This is a genomic window from Shewanella sp. LZH-2 (assembly GCF_016859145.1).
Taxonomy (GTDB): domain Bacteria; phylum Pseudomonadota; class Gammaproteobacteria; order Enterobacterales; family Shewanellaceae; genus Shewanella; species Shewanella xiamenensis.
The window spans coordinates 2,068,826-2,084,218 of record NZ_CP069350.1 but is presented as its reverse complement, the minus strand read 5'-3'; the positions used below and the strand labels follow the sequence as shown (position 1 = coordinate 2,084,218).

Genomic DNA, 15,393 nt, shown 5'->3' with positions numbered 1-15,393 from the left:
AAAATGGCGGAGTCTAGAAACACAAAGGCGCTTAAATCAACCGATTTAAGCGCCTTAACACAGGATTTGATTAGAATGCGGTATCAGAACATAGATACGAAGAATGCACTGAAAAATAAAGCAATTACAACTGTAGTACCTAGCGCCATTTTAAGTTCGGTGTTCATATTCACTCTCCTAGTGGGTATGAACCCATTATTATCAAGCCTGCGATAAATGCCTATATTGAGATAGTTATTTTGTGAGCAAGACCTAAATTATCCTGTACTTTTCACATCGCGTTTAATGGTGACGTGATACAGCTCACACCATGCAACCTCGCCTAGCGCACATCAATTCAAAAATCAAGGCATAGCAATTCGCTTATTCGATTAACATTAAGACTCGATTAACAATGATTTTTGTTATAATGCCGGCATAATTCATTGACCGAGATAATCCTATGTCACAACTGTTACACACAATGATCCGCGTTGGTAACTTAGAGCGCAGTATTAATTTTTACACTCAAATACTTGGCATGAAGCTACTTCGCACCTCAGAAAACCCAGAATACAAATATTCTTTAGCCTTCGTGGGCTACGGTGAAGAGTCAACAGGCCAAGCGGTGATTGAATTGACCTATAACTGGGGCACTGAAAAATACGATCTCGGCACAGGCTTTGGCCATATCGCCATTGGTGATGAAGACATTTATGCTCGTTGTGAAGCCATTGCCGCCGCAGGCGGTAAAGTGACACGCGCGCCTGGCCCTGTTGCGGGTGGCACCACCGAAATCGCCTTTGTGGAAGACCCTGACGGCTATAAGATTGAATTTATTCAAATGAAATCGGCAACCCAAGGTTTAGGTTAAACCTATTCTCTTCCAACGTCTGATATAAAAACGGCGCTTGCAGTGTATGCAAACGCCGTTTTCTTTGCTCGTTGATAAATACCAACACTACAGATTATCGCTTGCCCTCGGCGGCCATCGCGATACGGCTGCTGCGCTTCTTCTGCCAAATGGGTAAACGCCATGCGAGCAACAAACCAAAACCGAGGATATACAGACTCGGTTCGATGATTTCGGATTTGACCGACCAATAAAAATGGATCGGTGCTAGTATCGCCACGACATACACTCCATTGTGCAGCGTTTGCCAACGGCGGCCCATTTTTCGCATTAAGACCTTAAATGAGGTAATCGCTAAGGCGCTCACAATCACATAAGCCACAGCACCAACTAAAATATAAGGCCGTTTCGCCACCTCGCTGAAGAATAACTCCCAGGCAAACAGCAGATCTAAACTGAAAAACGCCACAATATGCAGTGTGGCATAGGCAAACACATACAGGCCGACAAGCCTGCGAGTCTGCATTAACCAACCTAACTTAAATCTCTTGGCAATAGGTGAAATCAGTAGTGTTGCCAGTAGCGCATTGAGTGCGCCAATTCCAGTAAAGTGGATAATATGCTGCACAGGGTCGCCGCCCGCACGCCCCGACAGCACAGTAAAAACCAACCAAGTAATCGGGATAAGCCCAATCAAATGAAAAACTAACTTTACCCAGAGCAGCTGTTTTGGCGTGACTCTTAACGCCGTGATGTTGAACATAAGACTCCTACTCTTTTCCCCTTTAATGGCGCTAACCATTATCTCGCTAGACAGATATTGCAACTGGCGCAATCGATTGCGCCTAGAATACGGTCGCCGAATGGATTAATAAAACTGCCTCAAATCCATGCCGTCATATAAAGAGGCCACAAACTCGCCATAGCCATTAAAAGGCAATGTATCGATGCGCTGCGCCGAGAATAACCCACCTTCACCGATGCGCCGCTCACTCGCCTGTGACCACCGGGGATGATCGACAGCTGGGTTCACATTGGCATAAAACCCGTACTCATGGGGTGCAAGTTGATTCCAGCTGGTGGGTGGCTGCTTGTCCATCACCCGAATACGCACAATGGATTTAATGCTCTTAAAACCATATTTCCACGGCACCACTAACCGAATTGGCGCGCCATTTTGCGGCGGCAGGGTTTTACCATACAGCCCGACTGACATCAGCGTCAGTTCATTCATCGCCTCGGCAATGGTTAAGCCTTCCACATAAGGATAATGAATACCACCGCCCATTAAACGGCTTTTTTGTCCTGGCATTTGCTCGGGATCGAAGGCGGTCTCAAAAGCGACATATTTTCCCTTGCTGGTTACGCCCACTTTTTTCAATAACGCCGCAAGAGGAAACCCAACCCAAGGGATCACCATCGACCAAGCTTCAACACAGCGCAGTCGATAAGTACGCTCTTCAAGCGGAAACAGCTTAGTCAGATCCTGATAATCAAGCGTCATGGGGCGCTCAACTTCGCCTTCAATACGCAATTGCCAAGGGTCGACTTTATAATGCTGCGCATTATCAGACGGGTCTTGTTTGCTGGTTCCAAACTCATAAAAGTTATTATGGGTTGTGACCTTATCAAATGGTGTAAGCACCTCACCCTGACCAAAGCGCGCATTGGCCTCAAAAGTCAGTGGCGTGGTGATAAAGCTGGTTTTGGGCTGATCACCAAACAGATCGAATAATCCCGCCTGCACATAACCTGGGATACTGGCACCAATCGCACCTAACCCCATGGCTTTCACTATGTGGCGGCGCGCCTTAAAGACCGACTCAGGAGTAACTTGATTGTCTTGTATATGCCAGCGTGCTTTTTTCAAAATACCCGGTGTAAAACGTGATTGATTAGCCAATTGACACCTCTGCAGAAATAAAATGTTATGTACCGGCTTTTGCTAACGCTAAGCGCTCACCCATAAAGCTCAGGTAAATTAACCTGTGTTGATAAGCTGTAGGGATATAGACACAGAAAACCGCAAAAAAATTTCATCCCTCACACTATATCAACCTAAGCGACTAAGTCTTGCTCATTTGAGTCATCAGCTAAACAGATTGTTTATTAAAGCACTTGAAGCCTTTCTAGGGGCATGCGACCCTAGGCGCCATCGCAAAAGGAGTGCTAGTAAGATGCCATTTTCTCAATCTTTTTCCCTCGCCCAGATCATCGGCCTAATCGCCGTGGCCTTTTTAGGACTGTTAATCGGTGCCCTACTCAATCAACGTCTCACCCGTTCTCGCTGGCAACAGTTTAAGGACGAGTTAGAACAAGAAATGCGCCAAGTGAACGAAGATGCAGAGCTTTCCCTCGCGCAGCAGCAAATCTTAGTGGACGATAAAGATAGCCAACTCCGTCAATGCCAGCAGCGCCTAGAGCAAAAAATCGAACATCTAGGCAAAGCCGAGGCCTTAGCCGAGCGCGTGCCGAGTTTAGAGCAGCAATTAAACGATAGTCATCGCCGTCAACTCGAATTACAACTGGCATTATCTAAATCCAATGCCCTACAACAAACTATTCAGGCCAAAGCGGATGCCCAGCAAGAATCACTGCGGGAAAAGATCGCCACCCTAGAAAGTGCCGAAGAACGTCTGCAAACCCAATTTGAAAATCTCGCCAACCGTATTTTCGAAGAGCGCAGCGAAAACTTTAAACACCAAAACGCCAATCAATTGGAAGGCGTACTTGGGCCGTTAAAGCAACAGTTAGAAGGTTTTAGGCAGCAAATCCGCGAATCCTATAACCATGAGCAATCCGAGCGTAGTGCACTCAAACATCAATTAGAGCACTTGCGTGAGCTCAACTTAAAAATGAGCCAAGATGCCATTAACCTGACAAAAGCCCTAAAAGGCGATAATAAGCAGCAAGGCAACTGGGGCGAAGTGATTTTAGACCGCGTGCTGCAAGAAAGTGGCCTGCGCGAAGGCCACGAGTACCACACCCAGCAGGATCTCAAAGATGACAGCGGCAAACGCTTTAAGCCCGATGTCATCGTGCATTTGCCTGAAAATAAAGACGTGGTGATCGATGCTAAAATGTCGCTTGTCAGCTACGAGCGCTATTTTAACAGTGAAGATCCGCTGGTGCGCGAACAGGCCATCAATGAGCATGTGCTATCCATACGCAACCACATTAAAGGCTTGAGCCAAAAAGATTATCAGCGTTTACACGGGCTTAAAAGCTTAGATTATGTGCTGATGTTTATCCCCATCGAGCCCGCATTTTTGCTGGCTTTAGAGCATGACCCAAGCCTTGTTAACTTTGCCCTTGAGCAAAATATTATGCTGGTCAGCCCAACCAACCTCTTGGTTGCCCTGCGTACCATCAATAATATCTGGCGTTACGAGTATCAAAACCAACACGCCCAAACCATTGCCAAACAAGCAGGCCGGATCTACGACAAACTCTGCGGCTACCTCGACGATATGGAAAAACTTGGCCGCGCTTTAGATAACGCCGAGAAAACCTATCACAGTGCCATGAATAAATTATCCTCTGGCAAAGGCAATTTGGTGCGTCAAGCGCATTTAATGCAGCAACTGGGTGTTGATACCAGCAAACAACTCGATAAGATGTTACTTGAGAAGGCGCTCAATGAAGCCTTAGACGACAGTGATATTGATGAAACCAGCGAGTTCGAAAACGATAGCTCAGCTAAAACAACTGAACACCAAACCAGGGTAACAAAAATTGAGGATGCCACCGCACTCGAACAACTCAACACCCAAACGCAGCAAAACGCCTAAATCACTATTAATCCTGAATCGATAGGGAAAAATCGATTGTAACCTTGATGCCCGGAGGCAAGTTCTGCATGTGCAACCCATTCACAAAGATGGTGTTATCCAGCGCAATTATTATCGCAGGTGCATTTAATGCCTCTGCGGCTTTTGCTTTAACGTCGACCCAAAAGACTTTTCTTGAGGCTGAAAAAGCCTTGAAGAAACAAGACTATGCAACCTATAAGCCCCTGCGTGCTAAGTTAGGTGAATATCCGCTGGCGATCTACTTAGACCATGATATCGATATAGGTCGGCTCAATGATTTACGCGGTAATGACGCTAAGTTTTTGATAGATAAATATCAAACAACACCAATGTACCAAAGACTGCGTTCGAAATATTTATTGAATGCTGGTAGCCAAAAGCGCTGGAACGATTTTCTGACGCTGGCTCAAGATGCGCCAACCGATGTCAGGCTACAGTGTTATTTTTATGAGGCAAAACTTGCTAAAGGTGAAACCCAAACCGCCTATACCGCCGCGCAGTCGCTATGGGTCTATGGTGATTCCCGTCCGAAAGAATGTGACCCTCTGTTCAATGCCTGGACCAAAGCGGGCAAGCGCACTCAAGAGGTGATTTGGGCAAGGATGTTAGTGAGCTTCGATGAAGGCCAAACCAGTCTTTTGAGCTTTCTATCGCAAAAAATTACGATCCATAGCGCCGAAGCCAAACGCTTAGTCGCCGTATTTAAAGATCCCAATAGCCTGCGCCATACTGAAAAATTTAAAGACAAAAATCCTATTGTTGGCGATATCGTTGCTGCTGGGTTAAAACGCCTTGCCCGTAAAGATCTCGACCAAGCCATCGATTTATATACTCGGTATCAAAAAGCCAAACGTTTTAGTCCCGCGCAAGATCTACAGCTGCAAAAGTATCTGGTGCGCCGAGTATTGATTGAGCAGGATGATAATTTTAAAGACTGGGCAGATAATCTGCTGCCAGAGATGAAAAGCGACGATATGTTCGAACGTCGTTTACGTTGGGCGATTCGCGAGCAGGACAGCACCCATATTGCTCGCTACTTAGATTTATTATCACCAGAAGCTCAAGCCAAAGAGCGCTGGCAATATTGGCTGTATCGCACCAATGCCAAACACGCCCCAGAAAGCGCCACCAAAGCCCTAGCGGCCGTTAGCAATGAGCGCGGCTTTTACGGTTTTGCCGCCTCACAATTATTGAATAAACCCGTATCGCTAAATCAAAGTCCTGAGCCAGTTATCAATGGGAACAGTCCGAAACTCGAAGATGATTTGGGTTTTGTGCGCGTACAGGAGTTGATGGCGCTCGATCGTTACTTCGATGCCCGTTATGAATGGGTGGCACTGCTCAAACGCAGCAATAATGACATGCGTGCTCGTTATGGCCGTTATGCCCATGATCAAGGCTGGTATGACTTTGGCGTCGAAGCCAGTATTCAAGGCAAACTTTGGGACGACATCCCCCTACGCTTCCCAATGGCGCATCAATCGGGCTTTGAACATGCGAGCAAAAAGCACAAGGTTAATATCGATGAAATCCGCGCCATTAGCCGACGCGAAAGTGCGTTTTTCCTCTATGCAACGTCTGGCGTTGGTGCCCGCGGTTTAATGCAGATCATGCCCGCTACCGCTAAGGCGACTGCGAAGAAACACGGTGCTAAGTACAACGATCCAAAGGATCTCTACAGTGCCGAACTTAACTTAAACTTAGGCAGCGCCTATTACGCCCAATTATTGAAGGAATTCAATCAAAACCGAGTATTAGCCACAGCCGCTTATAACGCAGGCCCATCAAGGGTTCGCCGCTGGTTAGCTGAATCAAATGGTCAACTCGATGCGATGAGTTTTATCGAGTCTATTCCCTTCACCGAAACCCGTGAATATGTACAAGCCGTGTTAAGTTATCGCTTGATTTACGAAGCGCAAAAACAACAGCCACAGCCTTTATTTAACGAGGCTGAGCTGAAGTTCCATTACTAAGGACAAGACTAAATGTAATAAAGGTGGCAAAGGCCACCTTTATTACATTAACAAACATAATACCGTTTCAAATTCATACCGTTAAGCTATGTATATAAAATCAGCAAACGCACATCACTCAGGCAAACTTATTTGCACTTAGCACTATTAAATGCGAATAATTAGCAATTAGTCATTATCCATGCGTTGCTACATGCTCAAGCTCAGCGGTTTATCCTTAAGTTGCGAATACCAACCCTTCGTTTGCCCTCACACTAAACACATTTATGGTTATGAAGCACTCGCCCGTTTCTACCTTGAGCAAGGTCAAGCCATCGCCCCTAATTTGGTGTTTGAGCACTTACACGAGAACAGCGATGCACTTGCTTCGATCGAGTTTCAGGCCAAAGCCTTTCAGCTTAAACACGCTCCTGCTGAACAAAGCTTATTTGTGAATGTCGATCCCCATGCAGCAAACGGCGTGCATACCCAAAAGTTACTCGACCTACTCTCCAGTCACCCGCAACTAACAGTAGAGATTATTGAAAATACCTGCATTAATGACGCAGAGCTTGCCAATCAACTGTTTCATCAATTTAAAGCAGCCAATATTAACGTGGCACTTGATGATATCGGTGCGCCCCACTCCATGCTGTCGGTCGATTTAATGATGAATGTGGATTATCTGAAGTTTGATCGTCACTGGCTAAATTTAGTTGCCGAACCTCACGGTATCGCACTGCTCAGTGCATTGATTGAATTTGGAAAACGCACTGGCAAACAATGCATCCTCGAAGGCATAGAAACCGAAGCCCAGTTCCAGCTAGCCAGTGAACTAAATGTCGATCTAGTACAGGGATTTTTATTTAAACCTTGGTTTATCCGCCCAGAGCAAAGCGAAAAGTTAATTTGTTAGGAAGAATAAAGTGTTATACAAAAATGGCAGAGTGCATATTGGTTTGCCGCCATTAATAATGTTAATGGTTCTTCGAATTTTATAGTCACATAGTGCAGATATTGATTGTCATTGTTTTTCCAGCAACGCTGCCAAAGCTGAATCGAATATGTCATTAATACATTGCCACTACTTCCCCAGTGACACGCCGCCTATTTATTTAACAAGAAGTATCCCTATAGGCTCGACGGCGGCATCTTCAACACATTGAAGTGTAAATACCGCGTTCACATGGCCGATGATGTTCCCAACATCATAGTGGCATTTCCCATATCCCTATGGGTCAGATGTGAAAGAGCGGCAATGCTGCCAACGGACACTGTTGCAACAATGCCATTCTTAACGATCATTGAACTATTCATCTGGCTAAAGGCTTTTGCCCCAAAACGAGATAAGTTTGTCGTCAGGTGTGTAGGATGAATTGTCATTGTTTCCCCAGTGACACGCCGTGCTCTTTGTTTAAAAAGCAGTGTCCCTATAGGCTCGACGGCGGTATCTGCAACACATGGAAGTGTAAATGCCGCGTTCACATGGATGTGAAAGAGCGGCCATGCCGCCAACGGTCACTGTTGCAACAATAGCAATTTTGACGACCATTGCACTGTTCATTTGGCAAAAAAGCTAATGCCCCATTCTAATTCAGCATGTGATTTTAGACAAAATCTAACATACAAAGATTGACCAAATTTTAGTAATGCGACAATGTTACTACATACGCAGTTGAGTCAAGCTGGCACGCAGTCACCGCCAGCCAGCTTCAAGTGAGCCCAATGTTTGCGGAATATGGAGAGTTCAGATACAAGGAAGTCAAATAGCCCATCATCAGCGCACTTCTTATGTACTCTGTAACTCACAAAACAAGCCACGGACACGGAAAACCGCGCCGTTGCGTTATGATCGTTATGTTTTCGCTGTCTGACATAGAGAAACCTTAGAAAATAAGGCAAGGAAAAGAGATTGAAAGATATAAGAAATATTGACTGGGGCAATGACAGTGCTGAAAACGACCCTGCACTAATGACCTACTTTGTAACGCCGTTAAACTTCGATCGAATAACACAGTTTAAGAAAACATTTATCATTGGGCGGAAAGGAGCAGGAAAAACAGCAATCAGGAAGAAGTTAATCAGCAAGTTTGCGGATGAACGCGAGCACATAGTTGTTGAGGTGTCTCCTACAAATGGGATATTTCGAAATCTAGCTGGAGTTGATTTGCTTAAACAAGAACGGGGCGATGAGACAATTTTTCAGTATGCGTGGCTTAATAGCATAATGAGAAAATGCCTCAACTTAATCGGCTCTGTGCAGGATAACAAGCTTACTGTTGGTAGTGCTGAAGCCGCAAGAAAATTTGCTAAAGCCGAAGGTGTTGTCAACTCAGATTTTGTAGAATCAGTTACAACAATTCTTAGCTCTATAAAATTGAAGTTTAAAGACATTGGTGAACTAGGTCTTCAACTAGAGAATATTATTAAAGAGTCATCTGCCATAGATAGATATGAATATCATTTAAAGAACCTTGCAAAGGATGGATGCAAAATAACTATATTGGTCGATGATCTAGATATCGGGTGGGATAACAGTGATAGAAGTAATCAGATACTGTTAGGCTTGCTTACTTCTTCAATGTATCTAAAAGCAATACACGCCAACGTGAATCTAATTATCTTTATTAGAGATGATATATATTCAATATTGATGAAGAAAACTACCCACAGTGACAAGTATAGGGATGTATATAAAATAACGTGGGCCGACGACAATTTCCAAAAGCTGCTAGCGGAGAGAATTAGTCAGTCTCTTGACTCTATGCCGTCAGTTGAAATACAAACGGATTTCCTGAGGGTATTTCCTGAAAAAATTGGCAACCAATTTACACTTGGTTGGATGACTGAGCGAACATTAGGGCGGCCAAGAGAGCTCCTTCAATTATCACGGTTATATACCGAAGCTCTTTCTGAAAACTCTCCATCAGACGATACTTTAAAAGATGTCGAAGAAGAGTATTCTACATGGAAGAAAGAGGATTTATGCGCAGAGTTCGTTAATCAATACCCTGATCTTGATAAAATATTTGACTATTGGAGAAACAACTACTTTAGGACCAAGTATCAAATTGATGAAGATACACTTGAAGAAAGAATGTCCAAAATTCTTGATGAAGTTCGAATCCCTCATGATTGGTTTGTCAACCTTAGTAATAACGCAGGTACAAAAGGTTTAGCAAAGATCCTATTTGATATTGGTTTTTTTGGTGATTTCATTAGAGGTGGTGATGGAGGAAGTAAGGTCAGCTACTTCGGTGAAACTCAAAATCCGTTATTGAAAGAAGTGCAAGTCCACCCTTGTTTCAGAAAAGCTGTTGGTACAGTTCAAAGAAATCGTTAAACATAACAAGACCATGCATAGGAACCAAAACAGCTACACTCACTAAACTGTTTTGGTTCTATGATGGCAGTGTTAATCCATAAAAATTTAATTAGAAACTCACCGAGTAGAGTTATAAATCTAACACACTTGTGTCCCAAAGTGAGCCTGTGAATCACTCTACACCAGACTGATTCATGTGAATAATTAAGAGGTTTAGATATGACATTTAAATGCAAAATGAATACGTATTTTAAAATAATGGAACAAAAAGGTATTTCTAAGCTAACTTACTCACCACCATTTTATCGGCTTCTGTGGAAATATGGTGTTAATTTTCAACCTCCCTTATTAGCAAGTTTTAAGACTACTCTTGCTGTTCAGACTGCTTACTTTTTCAGCTTTTTTTCTATCATCTTATCCATTTTATCCTTCATATTTTTTTATACTAATGACCTTTTCAAAGATGTAGCCGCCATCGAAGAGCTAATTATGCTTTATATGAAACTCTGCTTCATATCATTAGGCTATGGTTTATCTGTTTCTTGGTATTGTGGTCAACTGAAAAAGAAGTATAACCTGCCCGATTGGGGTGATCTTGCTGAAGAGTGTGCAGATGAATCGCTCTAGGACAGACTGATTCACCTAAGCTCCTAAAACCCGTCTCTATCCTCCATTTGCGGCTATTATGGGGCGGTTTTTCCCCTAAGATGAATCACTGATATCCAGACAAGTCATTCATGTCTCTGTTATGCCTATTCCGACAGGTGATATCGAGTGTTGGTTAGTTTGTTGTCAAACGAAGTATTGCTATTAGAATAGTTAATCCAAATCTGGCTAATAAGAGTGAATTATTTAGCAAGGTTTTGTCCCAAAACGTGTTGTTTATTTCTTTAAAATTTACAGGCGATGCAGATGCTAAATAGGTGAGTCGTGGCGATTAGCGAGACGACCGTCCGCCCCACGGACGGGGCGGTCGAGCATCCACGGATGGACTCGCTGCGCGTCGTTGAGCAAATGCCATAGCTCACCTATATATCTATGCTTCAAAGCTCCAAGCACAGTAAGACCTACATAAGGTTACTTAGCAACGACTCACTAAGCCGTTTGATTTCACAGTAAAAGTGACTGGCTAAGCGCAACATATTCCGCCATAGTGGTAGAGCGAATGACCTCATCCATGCACAAGGAGTCTCACGTGGCACATTCTGGTTTAAGCCAACTATTACAACAACTTGAACAGGTTTTATTGGGCAAGCCACGGCAAATTCGCTTAGCCCTCGCCTGTATTCTCGCTCGTGGGCACCTGTTAATTGAAGATTTACCCGGTATGGGCAAAACCAGCCTGTCCCATGCCCTCGCCCAGAGCCTAGGCTTAAGTTATCAACGCATTCAATTTACCAGTGATATGCTGCCCGCCGATATTCTCGGGGTATCTATTTTTGATAAACACCAAGCGCAATTTGTGTTTCATCCCGGCCCGATTTTTAAGCAGATGGTGCTGGCCGATGAGATTAACCGCGCCAGTCCTAAGACGCAAAGCGCCTTGCTCGAGGCTATGGCCGAGCAGCAAATTTCTGTCGATGGTATTACCCACAGATTGCCCAATCCATTTTTTGTGATTGCTACGCAAAACCCGACGGAGCAATCAGGCACCTTCCCACTTCCCGAATCCCAGCTCGACCGCTTTATGATGCGGATTTCCATTGGTTATCCGAGCCACGATGCCGAGCTTGCGATGCTCAAAACAGTGCAAACGCCGCAAACCCTGGATAATCTGCCGCAATGTTTAACCCCTTTGGCGTTAACCCAATTGCAGGAGCAATGCGATAAGGTCAGTGCATCCGATGCGCTGCTTAATTATATTTTGGCCTTAATCCATGATTCTCGCAGCCAAACGGACGCCATTGGCCTGTCGCCACGGGCAACCAAAGCCCTGTTACAAGCAGCCAAGGCTTGGGCATTTTTAGAAGGTAGACACTATTTAGTGCCCGAAGATGTACAGGCAGTATTTTGCAGCGTCGCCGAACACCGGCTTAGAACCAGCAGTCAATTACAGGGTGAAGCGCTCTCGGAGCGGATCCTCGCAGGTGTGAATCCGATCATGTAACGGCTCAATCAGCCATTAAATGTGAATATTGATAAGAAGATGAGGACAGTGTGAAACGCGTGTTTTCTGCTTTTTGGCAGCGCTGGTTGGCAAGGCGCATGCCGCCCAGTTCTGAGTTCACCTTAAGCCATCGCAGTATCTTTATTCTGCCCAGTGGCTTTGGGTTTGTTTGGCTGGGGCTGGTATTGCTACTGTACTTGTTTGGTACTAACTATCAGAACAATCTCGTGATTGGCCTGAGTATTTTGCTGCTCAGCTTATTCAATACCTGCATTCTCTATAGTTACAAAAACTTAGCAGGGCTACGACTACGGGCACTGACGCCGCCGGAGGTGTATGCGGGCGAGACGATCACTTTTCCTATTTTGCTTAACTCAAACCACAGCAGCCATCATATCAGCCTAAATTATCCGAATAATTTAGGTTATTTAGTCAAACACGTTGGCACGCAGGACGAGCAAGCGCTAGTGTCGTTTGCAAATCAACAGCGTGGAATAGTCTCCGCTGGACGGCTGAAGATTGAATCCACCTACCCTTTAGGACTCTGCCGTGCTTGGTCGCATATCGACCTTGATAACGCCCATATTGTCTATGCCCAGCCGCTTGAAAGCCCCTTACAACTTGAAGCCGCAACGGAATCCGGACAGGACGAACCGCTTGAGCGGGCAGGCAAATATATTGTTGGCATTGATGAATATAAAGGCCTTAAACCCCATGTGCTCGGTGAGTCATTAAAGCAAGTGGCATGGAAGCAATGGGCCCAAGGGCGTGGCATGTTAACCAAGGAGTTTGAACAGCCTCAAGGTGATCCGGTCTGGTTAAAATTAGCCCCTGATCCTACTCACCTCGAACAGCAGCTCAGTCAATTAAGCTGGCAGGTGAACCGCTTAAGTCAGCTTGAGCAATATTTTGGCCTTTGGCTGCAACAGCCTAATGGGGAAGATATTATTCTGGCGCCCGCCCTCGGTAACTCGCACCGAATCGCCTGCCAACGGGCGCTGGCGCTTTATGGAACACATACACAAACGCAAGATACAAGCGATAAATTATCTGTTAATCATGGATTTAGTCATAAGCCACACATTCCTCCCCACAGGCATAGCACTCAAACAGCATCACATGTTGAGGATCGCCTATGAGCCTCAAATCAATGACCAATGCAATCGCCACTGAAAGTGCAGACCAACAACATCTTAATTCATCCAAGGCGAGTGCAGCTCAGCTAAATGCCTATCGCGCTAATGGACCTCAAACTGGGGATAATATCAGTCGTCAAACCCTGTTTTGGCTATTGCTCACCAATTTAGCGGTGCTCAGCCCGTTATTTGATAAAACCACCCCTTGGACCCTTGGGATCTGCGCTATTTGCTTGCTGTGGCGCATTGGTATCTATGTCGGCAAAGTCGCTAAACCTCCCCGTTATCTTGTCACAAGCCTTGCTATCGGCGCGGCAATCACGCTGGCACTGGTCTCGGGCACAATTGGGCTATTGAACGCCTTAGTTAACCTGCTCATTTTAGGTTATGCATTAAAATACATTGAGATGCGAAGTGTTAGGGATGTAAGAGCCGTCGTGATTGTCGGCTATTTTTTAATTGCCCTCACCTTTATTGACCACCAATCCATGCTCAATACCGTGCACCTTATTGGCGTCACGATTATCAATACCTGCGTTCTGGTCACCCTCTACCAAAACCAATATCGCTGGCAACACACGGCATGGATTGGCGCTAAGTTATTGCTGCAAAGTTTGCCCTTAGCGTTATTACTTTTTTTGGTGCTGCCCCGTTTTGCACCGCTTTGGCTTGTGCCCAATATGAAGGAAGCCCAAACCGGGCTCTCGGACTCCCTTGCCGTGGGCGATATCAGTAAACTCACTCGCTCATCGGCCTTGGCATTTAGGGTGAGTTTTACCGATGCCAGCCCTACCCAAGCCGAACTCTACTGGCGCGCCCTAGTGCTGGAAGATTATGACGGCTTAACATGGCGCCAAGATGCGGGTATCAAACAAATTCAAAAGGATGCGTTTTTCTTTCCGCCCTCAAGGCCAGATCCTGCGCGGCAGTTGCCCTCGTTAACGCCAAAAACACAAAACAGTACCAGCAATAGCCAACCAAGGGTTTACCGTTACCAAGTGATTGCCGAACCCAGTCATCAACCTTGGCTATTTGGCCTTGATGTGGCCTACAGCCAAGATGATAAGCTGGTGAATTTGCCCGACTATCGGCTCTATGCGCTGCGTAATGTCGATCAACGAATGGGCTACAATGCCAGTTCGTGGCCGCAGGCGAAAATGGATCTCACCTTAAGTGACAAACAGCGACAAATAAACCTCAATCTGCCACCAAACAGCAATCCCCGAGCGCGCCAACTCGCCGCTGAATTTAAGGCTAAATATCCAGAACCCCATAAGCGACTTTGGGCCATGATGGGCTATTTTAATCAACAGCCGTTCTTCTATACCCTCACGCCCCCACCGATTGGCCGCCAGCAAGTCGATGACTTTCTGTTTGAAAACAAAGCAGGCTTTTGCGCCCATTATGCCTCTGCCTTTATTTTTATGGCGCGCGCCAGCGGCATACCAGCACGGATGGTGACAGGCTATCAAGGAGGCGAATACAACCCACAGGCCAATTACCTCAGCGTGTATCAATACATGGCCCACGCCTGGGCCGAGGTGTGGCTCGAGAATGAAGGCTGGGTGCGTTTTGATCCGACCGCCATGGTGGCACCTAATCGGATTGAACAAGGCTTTGATGCCGAGTTTTCCCCTGAGCAAAGTTACCTGCAAGAAAGCCCTTTTAGCAGTTTACGTTTTAAATCTATGCCTTGGCTCAACGAGTTGAGGCAACGCTTTGCTAGCGTTGATTATTACTGGAGTTTGTGGGTGCTCGGTTTTAATCAAGAACGGCAGAACAAAGTGCTAAGCGGTATTTTAGGAGAAGTCACTAAGGCCAAAGTCGCGATGTTTATGAGTATGTGTATTGGGCTTATTGGCCTCTATATCGCCTACAGCGTAGGGCTATTTCGCTTTAAAAGGGAACAAGATCCCATCAGCGCTAAGTACCAACGCATTTGCCAGCGACTCAGTAAATTTGGGATTTCACGCCCTGAGCATCTAGGTCCTAACGACTTTGCCGCACAGCTTATTGACACGCACCAGCAGCAATCCCCTCTGTTTTGTCGTGAGTTTGACACGTTCACCCAAAGCTACGTCGCATTGAAATACCAAAACTTGGCGGATAACGACTATCAAGTGGCGCTAAAGCGCTTTAATGCCGCGGCCAAAGCCCTCAACTGGCTGCTATTTGGCCCAAGTAAACAGTTAAAATAGATAGGATAGACCGCGGACAGACAAGATTGTT

Annotated in this window: 12 protein-coding genes; 9 read left to right on the top strand and 3 right to left on the bottom strand. The window is 45.4% G+C overall.

What is annotated here, in order from left to right:
• Positions 1–442 precede the first annotated feature (442 nt).
• Positions 443–853 (top strand): lactoylglutathione lyase, encoded by a 411-nt coding sequence (gene gloA, locus JM642_RS09300; RefSeq protein WP_037417829.1) that lies wholly within the window; start codon positions 443–445, stop codon positions 851–853.
• A gap of 94 nt (positions 854–947) precedes the next feature.
• On the opposite strand, the gene msrQ is transcribed toward gloA, so the two are convergent.
• Complete coding sequence (msrQ, locus tag JM642_RS09295; RefSeq protein WP_126513171.1) at positions 948–1,595, bottom strand: protein-methionine-sulfoxide reductase heme-binding subunit MsrQ; 648 nt, start codon at positions 1,593–1,595, stop codon at positions 948–950.
• Positions 1,596–1,700: 105 nt separating this feature from the next.
• Positions 1,701–2,735, bottom strand: a complete 1,035-nt coding sequence (gene msrP, locus JM642_RS09290; protein ID WP_037417836.1) for a protein-methionine-sulfoxide reductase catalytic subunit MsrP — start codon at positions 2,733–2,735, stop codon at positions 1,701–1,703.
• A 274-nt stretch (positions 2,736–3,009) separates the two neighbouring features.
• Between msrP and rmuC the strand changes: the two genes are divergently transcribed.
• The 3 genes from rmuC to JM642_RS09275 all read left to right on the top strand — a co-directional run bounded on the left by rmuC (position 3,010) and on the right by JM642_RS09275 (position 7,512).
• Entirely contained in the window at positions 3,010–4,623 is a 1,614-nt protein-coding gene (rmuC, locus tag JM642_RS09285; protein WP_203433550.1) for a DNA recombination protein RmuC, read from the top strand.
• A 68-nt stretch (positions 4,624–4,691) separates the two neighbouring features.
• Entirely contained in the window at positions 4,692–6,617 is a 1,926-nt protein-coding gene (locus JM642_RS09280; protein WP_203433548.1) for a transglycosylase SLT domain-containing protein, read from the top strand.
• A gap of 193 nt (positions 6,618–6,810) precedes the next feature.
• On the top strand, positions 6,811–7,512 hold the full coding sequence (locus JM642_RS09275; RefSeq protein WP_203433546.1) for an EAL domain-containing protein: 702 nt from the start codon (positions 6,811–6,813) through the stop codon (positions 7,510–7,512).
• A gap of 266 nt (positions 7,513–7,778) precedes the next feature.
• Here the strand turns inward: JM642_RS09275 and JM642_RS09270 are convergent, their stop codons facing one another.
• A complete protein-coding gene (locus JM642_RS09270; protein ID WP_226871866.1) occupies positions 7,779–7,979 on the bottom strand; it encodes a hypothetical protein in 201 nt (66 codons plus the stop codon).
• Positions 7,980–8,508: 529 nt separating this feature from the next.
• Between JM642_RS09270 and JM642_RS09265 the strand changes: the two genes are divergently transcribed.
• The 5 genes from JM642_RS09265 (at position 8,509) to JM642_RS09245 (ending at position 15,362) form a co-directional block, all read left to right on the top strand.
• Positions 8,509–9,939: a hypothetical protein gene (locus tag JM642_RS09265; RefSeq protein WP_203433544.1), complete on the top strand. Its 1,431-nt coding sequence runs from the start codon at positions 8,509–8,511 to the stop codon at positions 9,937–9,939.
• A 201-nt stretch (positions 9,940–10,140) separates the two neighbouring features.
• Complete coding sequence (locus JM642_RS09260; protein ID WP_144346286.1) at positions 10,141–10,548, top strand: DUF6404 family protein; 408 nt, start codon at positions 10,141–10,143, stop codon at positions 10,546–10,548.
• A gap of 568 nt (positions 10,549–11,116) precedes the next feature.
• Positions 11,117–12,028: an AAA family ATPase gene (locus JM642_RS09255; RefSeq protein ID WP_037418048.1), complete on the top strand. Its 912-nt coding sequence runs from the start codon at positions 11,117–11,119 to the stop codon at positions 12,026–12,028.
• Positions 12,029–12,078: 50 nt separating this feature from the next.
• Positions 12,079–13,167, top strand: a complete 1,089-nt coding sequence (locus JM642_RS09250; RefSeq protein WP_203433542.1) for a DUF58 domain-containing protein — start codon at positions 12,079–12,081, stop codon at positions 13,165–13,167.
• Positions 13,168–13,178: 11 nt separating this feature from the next.
• On the top strand, positions 13,179–15,362 hold the full coding sequence (locus tag JM642_RS09245; protein ID WP_239000510.1) for a DUF3488 and transglutaminase-like domain-containing protein: 2,184 nt from the start codon (positions 13,179–13,181) through the stop codon (positions 15,360–15,362).
• Positions 15,363–15,393: the final 31 nt, after the last annotated feature.

Bases quoted from the DNA above. Each gene is read 5' to 3' on its own strand.
- gloA (WP_037417829.1), top strand. From the start codon at position 443: ATGTCACAACTGTTACACACAATGATCCGCGTTGGTAACTTAGAGCGC.
- msrQ (WP_126513171.1), bottom strand. From the start codon at position 1,595: ATGTTCAACATCACGGCGTTAAGAGTCACGCCAAAACAGCTGCTCTGG.
- rmuC (WP_203433550.1), top strand. From the start codon at position 3,010: ATGCCATTTTCTCAATCTTTTTCCCTCGCCCAGATCATCGGCCTAATC.
- JM642_RS09280 (WP_203433548.1), top strand. From the start codon at position 4,692: ATGTGCAACCCATTCACAAAGATGGTGTTATCCAGCGCAATTATTATC.
- JM642_RS09275 (WP_203433546.1), top strand. From the start codon at position 6,811: ATGCTCAAGCTCAGCGGTTTATCCTTAAGTTGCGAATACCAACCCTTC.
- JM642_RS09270 (WP_226871866.1), bottom strand. From the start codon at position 7,979: ATGACAATTCATCCTACACACCTGACGACAAACTTATCTCGTTTTGGG.
- JM642_RS09260 (WP_144346286.1), top strand. From the start codon at position 10,141: ATGACATTTAAATGCAAAATGAATACGTATTTTAAAATAATGGAACAA.
- JM642_RS09245 (WP_239000510.1), top strand. From the start codon at position 13,179: ATGACCAATGCAATCGCCACTGAAAGTGCAGACCAACAACATCTTAAT.